The sequence below is a fragment of the Pseudomonas petroselini genome (assembly GCF_045037875.1).
GTDB lineage: Bacteria > Pseudomonadota > Gammaproteobacteria > Pseudomonadales > Pseudomonadaceae > Aquipseudomonas > Aquipseudomonas petroselini.
Map to the genome: position 1 here is coordinate 3,997,727 of NZ_CP173614.1, position 12,077 is coordinate 4,009,803.

Here is a 12,077-nt window from a genome sequence, read left to right on the forward strand (position 1 = left end):
CAGGGAGCGCTGTCAGGGATGGGCCAACCCCGCCCTGACAGAGGCGACCTTTACGCCAACAACCGCTGGATATGCTCTTGCAGCGTATCCAGATCAAACGGCTTGGCCAGGATCGGCGCATTGCGCGTGATCGGGCTGTTACAGTCGAGGATTTCCTGCGGGTAGCCGCTGATGAAGATCACTTTCAGTTCAGGCCGTAACATGATCGCAGGCTCGGCGATCTGCACCCCGGAAATCCCACCCGGCAGGCGGTAGTCGGTGACCATCAGGTCCAGGTGCGGCTTGGTCGCCAGGATTTCGAAGGCCTGCTCCCCATCGATCGCCTTCAACACCCGATAGCCCAGGCCGGCCAGGTACTCACCCAGCACAAACATAATGGATTCGTCGTCCTCGACGATCAGAACGACATCTTGCGCATCTTCACTCATGGGAAGCCTTTGTTCGGTCAATTGCTGCAATTACGACCATGGGGTCACGCAGAAGGTTGCGTCGAAATGACGATTGATTTCATGCCGACGGTTCAAGGGGCAGGCACACCCGAAACAGGGCGCCCTCGCCTATCTGGCTTTCGACCTCGATGGTGCCGCCATGGGCTGCAACGATCTGCTCGGAAATAAACAGTCCCAGGCCCAGGCCTGCCGCCACCTGACTGGCGGACACACGCTCGAACTGTTGGAAAATACGTTTCTGGTTGTCTTCGCTGATGCCGATCCCGTGGTCGCGCACTTCCACGCGAGCTTCGCCATGTTCGCTGTACACGCGCACCTCCACCGGGCTCTTGGCCCCGTAGCGCAGGGCGTTGGTCAGCAGGTTCGTGACCACCTGCTCAATGCGGAACTCGTCCCAGTTACCTTCAACAGGGCCGTCCACAATCAGCTGCATGGACGATTCCGCAGCCGCCACTTGCGGCGCAAAGTTCTCTACCAAGTTGCTCACCAACTGCGCCAGGTCGAAGCGCGCCGGGCGAATGGACAGCTTGCCGGTGCGAATGCGCGACACATCCAGCATGTCTTCGATGAGGCGGATCAGGCTCTGGATCTGCCGCTCATCGCGGTCGACCATAGCGTGCATCTTGTCGAGGGCGAACGCCGCGGCGTTGTCCCGCGCCAGGTGCATCTTGCGCAGCTGGGTCTCGAGAATCAGGCCATTCAGGGGCGTACGCACTTCGTGGGCGACGATCGACATGAAGTCGTCGCGCATACGTACCGCCTGTTCCAACTCGGCCTGGGTGGCCTGCAGGCGCGTGAGCAGCAGTTCCTGTTCGCGACGGCTGCGCTCCAGGGCTTCGACTTGTTGCTTCATCGCCTTGCTCTGGCGATACAGGTCGACGAACACGTTGACCTTGCTCTTCACCGCATGGATATCCAGCGGTTTGTGCAGGAAGTCGACGGCGCCGCTTTCGTAGCCTTTGAAGGCGTAATTGAGTTCGCGGCCGGCGGCGCTGACGAACACAATCGGGATGTTCTTGGTTTTCTCGGTACCGCGCATCAATTCGGCCAGCTCGAACCCGTTCATGCCGGGCATCTGCACGTCGAGGATCGCCATGGCGAACTCGTGCTCCAGCAACAGGGACAAGGCCTCGTCGGCGCTCAATGCCTTGAACACCTGGCGGTCCTCGCGCTTGATCAGCGCTTCGAGGGCCAGCAGGTTTTCCGGCAGATCGTCGACGATCAGCAGTTTGGCCTGGACAGTACTTAACATGGGGAATATTCCAGGGAAGCCAGCAAGGAGCCAATGCGGCTCAACGTCAGAATGTGGTCGGGTGTGTGCAGCGCCAGCGCAGCCCGGGGCATGACGTCGACACGTGCTTCAGTGGGGTCTTGCACCACGGTGGTTCCACCCTGTCGCTGGACGTAGGCCAGGCCCCGGGCGCCATCGTGGTTGGCGCCGGTCAACAGGATGGCCATCAGGCCTTTGCCGTAGGCTTCGGCGGCGGACTCGAACAGGAAATCAATGGCGGGTCGCGAATGGTGCACGCGGTCTTCCTGGCTCAGCGACAAGCTGCGATCCTGCTCCACCGACAAGTGATAGCCGGGACCGGCAAAGTACAGGGTGCCCGGCTTGAGCGTTTCCTTGTCGCGCGCCTCCACCACCGGTATGGCGACGCGCCGGTCAAACACCTCGGCTAATTGGCTACGGCGCTCGTCCGGCAGGTGCAATACGGCGACGATAGGCAAGCCGAAATCTGCCGGCAATTGGCCAAATACTGTCAGCAACGCCTCTACGCCACCGGCGGATGCGCCGATGACGATAGCCTCTATACCCCGGACCTTTGCCGGGCTGGCAGCCGCTTGATTCATAGTTTTCGGTAGATCCGTTCCTGTTTGACCAAGGGTTCGAACTGCTTGCCGTACGCGGAGAAGTCCAGGGTTTCCTTGCTGCCCAGCACCAGGAAGCCGCGATGACACAGCGACTCATGAAACAAACCAAATGCGCGATCTTGCAATTTCTTATTGAAGTAAATCAATACGTTACGGCATGAAATTAATTGAGTTTCTGAGAATACACTATCGGTCGCCAGACTGTGGTCGGCGAAGGTGACATTCTCGCGCAACGTTTTATCGAAGATCGCGTAATCGTAGGCCGCTGTGTAGTAGTCGGCAAATGAACGTTGGCCGCCGGCCTGCTGATAGTTGGCGGTGTAGGCGCGGACATTCTCCAGGGAAAAGATGCCCTGCTTGGCCTTGTCCAGCGACGCCGGGTTGATATCGGTGGCGTAGATGATCGTACGCTCCAGCAACCCCTCTTCGCGCAACAGGATGGCCATGGAGTACACCTCCTCGCCCGTGCTGCAGCCGGCGATCCAGATCTTGATCGACGGATAGGTCTTGAGCAGCGGCACCACCTCCTGGCGGATCGCCAGGAAGTGCGACGGGTCGCGAAACATCTCGCTCACCGGAATCGTCAAGAACTGCAGCAACTGCATGAACGCCGCCGGGTCGTGCAGCACGCGCTCCTGCAAGGCAGAAATCGTCGCGCAATCGAACTGGCGCAACGCATGAGCCACACGGCGCTTGACCGACGCCCCGGAGTAATCCCGGAAGTCATAGCTGTACTTGAGGTAAATCGCCTCGATCAACAGGCGCAGCTCAATGTCGCTGCTTTTTTCCAAAAAACTTCGCTCCACTTAAATGCGTTCCATCTTCGGTAGCCATACGCGAATGAGTGAGAACAGACGATCCAGATCAATCGGCTTGGCCAGGTAATCGTTGGAACCGGCCGCCAGGCAACGTTCCTGGTCGTCCTTCATGGCCTTGGCCGTCACCGCGATGATCGGCAGCTTTTTCCAGCGCGGGTCCTGGCGGATCAAGGCGGTGGCCTCGTAACCGTCCATTTCCGGCATCATCACGTCCATCAGCACCAGGTCGATATCGTCGACTTCATTGAGTTTGTCGATGGCTTCACGGCCGTTACGGCCGATCACCACCACCGCGCCCTTGTGCTCCAGGGCGCTGGTCAGGGCGAAGATGTTGCGCACATCGTCGTCCACCAGCAGGATTTTTCGCCCCTCAAACACCTTGTCGCGGCTGCGGGCGGTCTTGAGCATCTTCTGGCGGTCATGGGACAGCTGGGATTCGACTTTGTGCAGAAAGAGTGTGACTTCGTCCAACAGGCGCTCCGGCGAGCGGGCGCCTTTGATGATGATCGAGCGCGAATACTTGCGCAGTTCGGCCTCTTCATCGCGGGTCAGGTTGCGCCCGGTGTAGACGATCACGGGCGGGAACGAACAGATGTCCTCGGTGGCCATGCGCTTGAGCAGCTCGTTGCCGAGCATGTCCGGCAACTTGAGGTCGATGATCATGCAGTCGTAGGCGTTGGTACGCAGCAGGTCGAGGGCTTCCTGGGCAAAACCGACGGCGGTGATCTCGATGTCATCGTCGCCGATCAGGCGGGCAATACTGTCGCGCTGCAGGTCATCGTCTTCCACCAGCAGCACGCGCTTGACCTTCTGGGTCAGCTTGGCCTCCAGGCGCGCAAACACGTCCTTGAGCTCTTCGCGGGTGGTGGGCTTGACCGCATAGCCAATGGCGCCCATGTGCATGGCAGCTTCGACGCGGTCTTCCACGGAAATCACATGCACCGGGATATGGCGGGTGTTGGCGTGCTCTTTCAGGCGCTGCAGAACAGTGAGCCCGGAATGGTCGGGCAAGCGCATGTCCAACAGGATGGCGTCGGGAATGTACTCCTCGGCCAGGCTGTAGCCTTCGTCCGCCCCGTGGGCCACCAGGCAGTGGTAGCCCAGCTCATGGGCCAGGTCGAAGAGGATACGGGCGAAATTCGGCTCGTCTTCCACCACCAGAATGCAGCGCGTGGTAAACGGGGTCTTGTCGCGGTCGTCGGCGAAGCGCGGAATCAGCTTGGCGTCGGCCACCGGCAACGGTGACACCTTGACGGGGACCGGTGCGGGTGCCATCACCACTTGGCGTGGCGGTTCGACAGGGGCGGCGTCTGCCTCGCGCTCGACATACTGCTCCGGCAACACCAGGGTAAAGATACTGCCCTTGCCTGGCTCGCTGGCCACACTGATGTAGCCGCCCAACAGCGCCGCCAGGTCGCGGGAAATCGACAGGCCCAGGCCGGTGCCGCCATAACGGCGATTGGTGGTGCCGTCGGCCTGGCGGAAGGCTTCGAAGATGCTTTCCTGCTGGTCCGGGGCAATGCCGATGCCGGAGTCGCGAACCGTGAAGGCAATGCCCTCCCCCGGTGCACGCGACACAGAGAGGCTCACGTCGCCCTGCTCGGTGAACTTGATCGCGTTGGACAGCAGGTTCTTGAGGATCTGTTCCAGGCGCTGGCGGTCGGTAAACAGCATGGTCGGCGAACCTTCCTGCACGTCCACTTGGAAGCCCAGCTTGCGATCGGCCGCCAGCGGTTCGAACATGCCGCGCAGGCCGTCTACCAGACGCGCCACACTGGAGTTTTCTGGGCGCACTTCGAGCTTGCCGGCTTCCACCTTGGAAATGTCCAGGATGTCGTTGATCAGGTTGAGCAAGTCATTGCCGGCGGAATAGATCGATTCGGCAAACTTGACCTGTTCGGCGCTGAGATTTTCCTGGGGGTTCTCGGCCAGCAACTTGGCCAGGATCAACGAACTGTTCAGCGGCGTGCGCAGCTCGTGGGACATGTTGGCGAGGAATTCGGATTTGTACTTGCTGGAGCGCTGCAACTCTTCGGCACGGTCTTCCAGCTCGAGCTGGGCCTGGTTGAGTTCGACGTTCTTGCGGTCCATGGCGTCGCGCTGCTCGGCCAGGGTCTGCGTCTGTTCGGCGAGTTGCTCGTTGGTCTGCTCAAGCTCCGCTTGCTGGGTTTCCAGGTGAGCCTGGGATTCCTTGAGGATGCGCGACTGTTCCTCCAGCTCTTCGTTGGCAGTCTTGAGTTCTTCCTGCTGCACTTGCAGCTCTTCGTTGAGCTGCTGGGTCTCGGCCAGCACTTCCTGCAGGCGCTGGCGATAACGGGCGGCCTCGATGGAGGTGCCGATATTGCCGGCGATCAGTTCCAGCAGCTCCTCGTCGCGTTCTTGCAGCGGCCGCAGGAAACCCAGCTCGAGCACGCCATTGACGCGATCATCATCGCTGGTGGGCATGACCAGCACACTGCGCGCAGCACCTTCGCCCAGGCCGGAGCTGACCTTGAAGTAGTCCACCGGCACATCGTCCAGGCGAATCAGGCGATCCAGCTGGGCCGCTTGGCCGACGATGCCTTCATCACTGTAGATCGCTTGCTCACGCTGTTCCTGCTCGCGGGAGAAACCGTAGGTGGCCACGCGCTTGAGGCCGCCGTGCTCTTCGCGCACATACAGCGCGGCGACGACCGAGCCCATGTATTGGGCAAAGAATTGCAGGATATTGCGGCCCAGCATGTTCAGGGTCAGTTGGCCAAGCACCTGTTCGGCCAATTCAGTCTGGCCATTGCGCAACCAAGCCTGTTGCTCCAGCCGCCGCGCGATCTTCTGTTGGGACGCGAGGTTTGCGCTGTAACTATTTGATAAAGAAACTAAATTCTTACGACCAATGTAAGCCAGAAAGCCACTCAAACCGAGTACAAAGACCAGGTACAGGGTGACGCTGATCACGGTGGTGCGGGTGACTTCTTCATTGCGGGCGATGCGGAACTGCTGTTCCATCGCCACCGCATCGTCATATTCCTTGCGGATCTCATCGGTCAGGCGCTTGCCACGGCCGGCCTTGACCGCACCGCGGTAGTCGCCACTGCTGCGCTGCATATCAATCATCGACTGGGCGTAGTTGTTCCACTCGGCCTGCATGGCCTCCAGGCGTTTGAGACGGTCCACTTGCTGCGGGTTGTCCGCCACCAGTTCCTGCAAATTGCGCAGGTCGGCAATGATTCGCGGCTTGGCCACTTCGTAAGGGTCGAGGAAATGCTCGTCACCGGTGATCAGGAAGCCGCGCATGCCGGTTTCCAGGTCCACCGTCAGCTTGGACGACTCATTGAGGTTATTGATAACCCGGTCGGTGTGTTCCACCCACTGGATGACCGACAGCAGGTAGGTGATCAATACGACGAAAAATACGGCACTGAGCACGCCCACACCCAGGGGCAACGCCACGTTTCGGCTCAGTAGTGTACGGAAGCTCTTTTCATCGACGGACGAAGCGGGAGTCATGGGCATGCCTTGGCCAAAGGTGGAAAAACCGGGAGTTTGCCCCAAACGGGCGGGCAAGACTATTTTTCTAGAACGGGTTTGTACAGATTCCTACATGGGAACAGGCTATTCTCTATGGTCTTTTCTAACGCATTGTTTTTACGGCCTGCGGGAACTTGTCACGAGTGCGCGCTTACTCAAGGAAGAGGCCTGTCAGAACGGCCGCGTGTAAACCCTCGCCTTTTTTGGGAATTTCATATTATGTCCGCAGTCACTTCCACCATCCTTGTCGTTGAAGACGATGCCATCGTGCGCATGCTCATCGTCGATGTTCTGGAGGAGTTGGCGTTCAGTGTGCTGGAGGCTGCCGACGCGGCAGAAGCGCTGGCAATCGTGGAAAACACCGAACATCTCATCGACCTGATGATGACCGACGTCGGCCTGCCGGACATGGACGGCAAGCAACTGGCCACCAAGGTGCGCGAACTGCGCCCTACCCTACCTATCCTGTTCGCCAGCGGCTATGCGGAAAATATCGACGTGCCCGCCGGCATGCAGGTGATCGCCAAACCGTTTTCCATTGATCAATTGCGCGACAAGGTCAAATCGATGCTGCCCGCCGCCTGAGACCCCCTCTTGGCGTGTGCGCCGTCCCGCCAGGGCAACGATTTGCGCACAGATGGCGCTTGTTTGCAGGGATTAACGTGACGTTCGGCCAATAAACCGGTTAACTCGGCGGTTTAATCCCATGCCCTCAAAAAAGATCTCTGGAAGGACGCAACAACATGATTGGAAAACCGACGCGCCTGCTGTTGGCGAGCCTCTCGATATTCATGAGTACCGGCGCCTGGGCCGACTTCACCGCAACGCCCAGCGAAGCCCGGGCCATTGCCAAGGAAGCCTACCTGTATGGCTTCCCGGTGGTGGAGATGTACAAGACGCTCTACACCCAAGCCGTTGACAAGGGCGGTGCCAATTTCAAGGCGCCGATCAACCGTATCGGCCACTCCGCCCAGGTATTTACGCCCAAGGACACCGGGGTCGTCACACCGAACCCGGACACGCCTTACTCTTTCGTGTGGATGGACCTGCGCAGCGAACCGCTCGTACTGACCCTGCCCAAAATCGAAGACGACCGTTACTACTCGGTGCAGTTGATCGACCTTTACACGCAGAACTTTGCCTACCTGGGCACCCGCAGCACCGGTAACAACGGCGGCCACTACATGATCGCCGGCCCGGACTGGAAGGGCCAGCAACCGGTGGATGTGGACCGCGTGATCTACAGCGAAAGCAATATCGCCTACGCCCTGTACCGCACGCAGCTGTTTGATGAAAAAGACCTGACCAAGGTCAAGCAGATCCAGAGTGGCTACAAAGTGCAGTCGCTGAGCAGCTATGTGAAGCTCGCCGCGCCGGCCAAGGCGCCGAAAATCGAATGGCCGAAGCCGACGGCAACCATGAGCGACAGCCCACAATTGTTCCGCTACCTGAACTTCATGCTGGCGTTCGCCGCGCCCCAGGACAGTGAAAAAGACCTGCTGGCGCGCTTTGCCAAGATCGGTGTCGCGCCAGGTGCACCGTTCAAGGTCAACCAGCTGACCGCCGAACAGCGCAAGGCCCTCGAAGACGGCATCGCTGATGGCAAGGCCGAGTTTGCCGCGTTCAAGAAAGACAAACTGGACACGCAACAAATTCCCAGCGGGGAGCTGTTCGGTAGCCGCGACCACCTTAAAAACAACTACCTGTACCGCTACGCGGGTGCCGACACGGAGCTTTTCGGCAACTCCACCGACGAGGCGGCTTACTTGACTTACGTCGTCGACAGCGAGGGCAAACCGGCCAACGGCGCACGCCATAGCTACACCGTGCACTTCGCCAAAGACCAGTTACCGCCAGCCGACGCGTTCTGGTCGCTGACCATGTACGACGCCAAGACCAAGCTGCTGGTGCCCAACCACAAGAAACGCTACCTGATCAACTCGCGGATGCTCTCCAGCCTCAAGCGCGACGCGGATGGTGGCCTGACCCTGGCGCTGCAACACCACGAGCCGCCAAAAGCGGAACAGAGCAACTGGTTGCCGGCCCCGCCGGGCCCGTTCTATGCGGTGTTGCGCATTTACCTGCCCAAGCCTGAGGTCGGTAGCGGTCAATGGAAGCTGCCTCCCCTGACCCCGCTCAAGTAACACCCCATGCCCGGTCACAACAGCGTCAGGCCGGGCATGTCCTAATGCCAGTCAGTTAAGAAGCAGCAAGAGCGAAAAGTAACCCGTGGCGAGGGAGCTTGCTCCCGCTGGACTGCGTAGCAGTCCCAGTCTTTTGAAACAAAGAGCTGGGGCCGCTTCGCGACCCAGCGGGAGCAAGCTCCCTCGCCACAGGTACGGTGCTCATCCTTAACTGACGGGCATTAGGGCATGTCCTTCCGATATAAGGCCAATCCCTGCGGATTTAGAGGCGTTTGAGCTTGAGGTACGACTGATGCAAGTCGGACGCCCAACCATCAATCACGCCTTTTACATCGTCAGTTTTCATCACCTGCGAGTCATTGGCCAATGGCTTGCCGGTGCCTTTGCGCACCACCTGGGCTAGCACCTTGCCACTTGAGCCGTCGAGAAACTGCGCCTCGGTGCCCAGGGTGGTTTCCTGATCACGGATGCCGGTGCCGGTACTTACCGCCGCGGCAACCAGAGCCACGGGGATGAACTCATAGGGCTTGAGGCCTTCGGTCTTGCTGCTGACGGCGGTGATCGCCGCACGTACCACCATCACGCCGGGGCCAGGACCATTGGCCAGGGGCAGGGATTTTTCCAGCTCCCGCCTAAGCGCCTGGCCGTAGTAGGCGTTGATACCAGTGAGGGTACTGTCGGGGATTTTCGCGGTCGCCTGCGGTTTGGGATAGAACTGGGTCGGTTCGATGTACACCGCGGTATAGCGGCTCAGGTCGAGTTTGGGGTCGACCCAGCGCATCACTTCGGCACCCGAAGGGGATTTGGCTTCCTTGAGCTGGCTGTAGTCCGAGAGGAAGCCGGAATACTCATCCGGTTGAGTGACCTTGTTGGCACAGCCTGCCATCGCGATTGACGCAACGCACAGCGTGCTGATCAGTAGCCTTAGTTTCATCATTGAACTCCCTGGCAGTCATCATCGAAATGTTGAGCTGTAGGTATAGCCAATCCTGAAAAATTAGCGTTATTGCCCGAGTCGGCTTGACCCGCCGGCGATGCTCCAGCAGCCCAGCGGTCGTGGCGACCCCGCGCTGACACTCAGCCGCGTTCGCGTGGAATCAGGCTTTGCAACTGCGAGGCCAGGAAGTTGGCGTCGAAGCCAAAGGTGTCGGGGTCTTTCAGGCCATTGGTTTTCTTCCACAGCCAGTCGTTCTTGTCCGCGGGCAGCACCAACGAAACGCTGCCGTGCCGCGCGGCGGTCAAGCCCATGACGGACACGGAGATCAAGCCACCCACACCCATCACATCGGGCACGAACTCGACCGGCTTGCCGGTGATCTGTACGGTCAGTTTTTCGGTCTTGAAGGTCGATGTCTCCACCGGCACGCTCGGGCCGCTGGCAACGTAGGCCTCGCGATGCACCTCCAGCAGTCCCACGGTCTTTACCGGTTCCAGCCACTGCTCGATCTGCCCGAACAGCTCTGCGAGCTTTTGCGCCCAGCGGGCCGATTGCACATCGAATTGCTGTTTCTTGTGCGCTTCGCTATCGGCGTAGTGACGAAGCATCTCGCCCAGTTGCTGTACATCGTCCATTGCGGATTTCCTTGGGTGGGCCAGGTAACTGGCGTCGATCATGGCAGATGCAGCCACTGGCCGTACGATTAACGGCTTTTTTGCAATGAGCCCGGCGGCTCCAAGCAAGCTGATCCGCCGTAATGAGGTATTTCTGAGTCTGTTTTGTTTTGCCCACACTTCCTAAAGTGCCGCCACTTGGCGGCCGTGGGAGGACAAGCATGAGCACCGCAACCATCGGGCAGTCCTATAACACGGCACCCTCACCTACTCGTTAAGTGGCGCAGCGCGTGGAGCGGGCAACCGGCAAGCAGATCAACGCCGTGGCACCGGAAGAGGCCAAGCCGGGCTGGATCAACCTCGACCTGTAGAACTGCACCGGTCATTTCGCCGGTAACTGCGTATGACTAATCAACGGCTGATGCGTAAGGTGAAGCGACTTTCCTTGCCAGGAGCACCGCATGCGCACCATCGGCCTTATCGGCGGCATGAGCTGGGAGTCCAGCGCCGAGTACTACCGCATCATCAACCAACGCGTGCGCGACCAACTCGGCCCGCTGCGTTCGGCGCAACTGCTGATGTACAGCGTAGATTTCGGCCCAGTGGAGCAGGCTCAACACGCCGGCCGCTGGGACGATACCGCGCTGATCCTCGAAGACGCCGCACGCCGTCTGCAGGCCGGCGGTGCGGAGTGCGTGGTGCTGTGTACCAACACCATGCACCTCGTGGCGCCGCGTATTGAAGCGGCCGTTTCGATTCCGTTCCTGCATATCGCCGACGCAGCTGGCGCGGCGGCCGTGGACGCCGGCACGCTCACAGTCGGCCTGCTCGGCACCGCGTTCACCATGGAGCAGGATTTCCTCATATCCCGCCTGGCGGCCCAAGGCCTGACCGTGCTGGTGCCCGAGGCGGACGCACGCCAGGCGGTGCACCGGATCATCTATGAAGAATTGTGCGTCGGGGTGATCAGCGACACGTCACGCCAGGTCTACCAACGGGTGATCGAGTCCCTGGCCGCACGCGGCGCCCAGGCGATCATCCTCGGTTGCACGGAAATCAGCCTGCTGATCAAACCCGAACACAGCCGCCTGCCGCTGCTGGACACCACCGAGCTGCATGCGCAGGCTGCGGTGGCGTTCGCCTTGCAGGATTAAACCGACGTGCGCAGGCGCGCCATGCTCACGGTGTCGACAAACCGACCGTCACGCAGGGCGTAATCGCGCAACACGCCTTCAACTTCAAAGCCGAATTTGCGGTACAGCGCCTGCGCCGCTTCGTTGTCGGCGTACACCGTGAGTTCCACCCGGTGCAGGTTCATCCAGTTGTCAGCCACGTCCAGCGCTGCCGTCAACAACCGCGAGCCGACGCCCTTGCCCTGCCACGCCGTCGCCACGCCCATGCCGAACGAGCCGACGTGGGCCTGGCGCACGCGCAGGTACTGCTCCAGGCCAAGCTGGCCGATAACCTCGCCGCCGTGTACCGCCACCAGCTGTAGCCGCCGCTCGTTGTCCATCACCAAACGCTTGCGCCACACCTCGACCGACTGGAAAGGCATCTGCAGCACCTGACGGCACACGGCCGGTTCGTTATAGAGCGCGGCGACACCCTCAAGGTGGGCCTCGGTAAAGCGCTGGATCACGATATGAGGTTCAGGCGTGTGCATTGTGTTTCATCCTTTGAAAGACAAGTGACCGGCCAGTGTAGGGGGAAAACCGGTAGCGGGAAAAGCGCCGTGA

Annotated in this window: 11 protein-coding genes and 1 pseudogene; 4 read left to right on the top strand and 8 right to left on the bottom strand. The window is 60.1% G+C overall.

The annotated features are described in order from the left end of the window. Positions 1 to 50: 50 nt before the first annotated feature. The 5 genes from ACI512_RS18325 to ACI512_RS18345 all read right to left on the bottom strand — a co-directional run bounded on the left by ACI512_RS18325 (position 51) and on the right by ACI512_RS18345 (position 6,625). Complete coding sequence (locus ACI512_RS18325) at positions 51 to 428, bottom strand: response regulator (protein WP_016974745.1); 378 nt, start codon at positions 426 to 428, stop codon at positions 51 to 53. A 79-nt stretch (positions 429 to 507) separates the two neighbouring features. After that, the gene (locus ACI512_RS18330; protein WP_093544526.1) at positions 508 to 1,701 is read right to left on the bottom strand and encodes a hybrid sensor histidine kinase/response regulator; all 1,194 of its coding nucleotides are present in this window, start codon (positions 1,699 to 1,701) and stop codon (positions 508 to 510) included. Continuing rightward, positions 1,695 to 2,300 carry a chemotaxis protein CheB gene (locus ACI512_RS18335; protein WP_231809565.1) on the bottom strand — a complete coding sequence of 202 codons (606 nt, stop codon included), beginning with the start codon at positions 2,298 to 2,300 and terminating at the stop codon, positions 1,695 to 1,697. The genes ACI512_RS18330 and ACI512_RS18335 overlap by 7 nt, the downstream gene beginning before the upstream one ends. Further along, positions 2,297 to 3,127, bottom strand: coding sequence for a protein-glutamate O-methyltransferase CheR (locus ACI512_RS18340; RefSeq protein WP_012724198.1), 831 nt, complete (start codon positions 3,125 to 3,127; stop codon positions 2,297 to 2,299). Before ACI512_RS18340 ends, ACI512_RS18335 begins: the two co-directional genes overlap by 4 nt. Beyond that, positions 3,128 to 6,625: a response regulator gene (locus ACI512_RS18345; RefSeq protein WP_236381285.1), complete on the bottom strand. Its 3,498-nt coding sequence runs from the start codon at positions 6,623 to 6,625 to the stop codon at positions 3,128 to 3,130. It lies immediately after the preceding gene. Positions 6,626 to 6,865: 240 nt separating this feature from the next. On the opposite strand from ACI512_RS18345, the gene ACI512_RS18350 reads away from it, so the two are divergent. Together ACI512_RS18350 and ACI512_RS18355 are read left to right on the top strand one after the other, a co-directional pair. Next, entirely contained in the window at positions 6,866 to 7,231 is a 366-nt protein-coding gene (locus tag ACI512_RS18350) for a response regulator (RefSeq protein ID WP_231809563.1), read from the top strand. 158 nt (positions 7,232 to 7,389) lie between these two features. Further along, positions 7,390 to 8,790: a DUF1254 domain-containing protein gene (locus ACI512_RS18355; RefSeq protein ID WP_236383923.1), complete on the top strand. Its 1,401-nt coding sequence runs from the start codon at positions 7,390 to 7,392 to the stop codon at positions 8,788 to 8,790. A 262-nt stretch (positions 8,791 to 9,052) separates the two neighbouring features. Here the strand turns inward: ACI512_RS18355 and ACI512_RS18360 are convergent, their stop codons facing one another. Then, the gene (locus ACI512_RS18360; RefSeq protein WP_236383760.1) at positions 9,053 to 9,724 is read right to left on the bottom strand and encodes a DUF3313 domain-containing protein; all 672 of its coding nucleotides are present in this window, start codon (positions 9,722 to 9,724) and stop codon (positions 9,053 to 9,055) included. Between the two features lie 143 nt (positions 9,725 to 9,867). Next, positions 9,868 to 10,362, bottom strand: a complete 495-nt coding sequence (locus ACI512_RS18365) for a hypothetical protein (RefSeq protein WP_043205339.1) — start codon at positions 10,360 to 10,362, stop codon at positions 9,868 to 9,870. A 257-nt stretch (positions 10,363 to 10,619) separates the two neighbouring features. Between ACI512_RS18365 and ACI512_RS18370 the strand changes: the two are divergent. After that, positions 10,620 to 10,712: pseudogene (locus ACI512_RS18370) on the top strand (cbb3-type cytochrome c oxidase subunit 3); the annotation flags it as partial. Positions 10,713 to 10,802: 90 nt separating this feature from the next. Then, positions 10,803 to 11,495 carry an aspartate/glutamate racemase family protein gene (locus tag ACI512_RS18375; protein ID WP_012724190.1) on the top strand — a complete coding sequence of 231 codons (693 nt, stop codon included), beginning with the start codon at positions 10,803 to 10,805 and terminating at the stop codon, positions 11,493 to 11,495. Here the strand turns inward: ACI512_RS18375 and ACI512_RS18380 are convergent. Then, on the bottom strand, positions 11,492 to 12,004 hold the full coding sequence (locus ACI512_RS18380; protein WP_064052091.1) for a GNAT family N-acetyltransferase: 513 nt from the start codon (positions 12,002 to 12,004) through the stop codon (positions 11,492 to 11,494). The genes ACI512_RS18375 and ACI512_RS18380 overlap by 4 nt on opposite strands. Between the last annotated feature and the right edge of the window lie 73 nt (positions 12,005 to 12,077).

What these genes read in the sequence shown, in the direction of transcription:
- ACI512_RS18325 (WP_016974745.1), bottom strand. Translation starts at nt 428, where the DNA reads ATGAGTGAAGATGCGCAAGATGTCGTTCTGATCGTCGAGGACGACGAA.
- ACI512_RS18330 (WP_093544526.1), bottom strand. Translation starts at nt 1,701, where the DNA reads ATGTTAAGTACTGTCCAGGCCAAACTGCTGATCGTCGACGATCTGCCG.
- ACI512_RS18335 (WP_231809565.1), bottom strand. Translation starts at nt 2,300, where the DNA reads ATGAATCAAGCGGCTGCCAGCCCGGCAAAGGTCCGGGGTATAGAGGCT.
- ACI512_RS18345 (WP_236381285.1), bottom strand. Translation starts at nt 6,625, where the DNA reads ATGACTCCCGCTTCGTCCGTCGATGAAAAGAGCTTCCGTACACTACTG.
- ACI512_RS18350 (WP_231809563.1), top strand. Translation starts at nt 6,866, where the DNA reads ATGTCCGCAGTCACTTCCACCATCCTTGTCGTTGAAGACGATGCCATC.
- ACI512_RS18355 (WP_236383923.1), top strand. Translation starts at nt 7,390, where the DNA reads ATGATTGGAAAACCGACGCGCCTGCTGTTGGCGAGCCTCTCGATATTC.
- ACI512_RS18360 (WP_236383760.1), bottom strand. Translation starts at nt 9,724, where the DNA reads ATGAAACTAAGGCTACTGATCAGCACGCTGTGCGTTGCGTCAATCGCG.
- ACI512_RS18365 (WP_043205339.1), bottom strand. Translation starts at nt 10,362, where the DNA reads ATGGACGATGTACAGCAACTGGGCGAGATGCTTCGTCACTACGCCGAT.
- ACI512_RS18375 (WP_012724190.1), top strand. Translation starts at nt 10,803, where the DNA reads ATGCGCACCATCGGCCTTATCGGCGGCATGAGCTGGGAGTCCAGCGCC.
- ACI512_RS18380 (WP_064052091.1), bottom strand. Translation starts at nt 12,004, where the DNA reads ATGCACACGCCTGAACCTCATATCGTGATCCAGCGCTTTACCGAGGCC.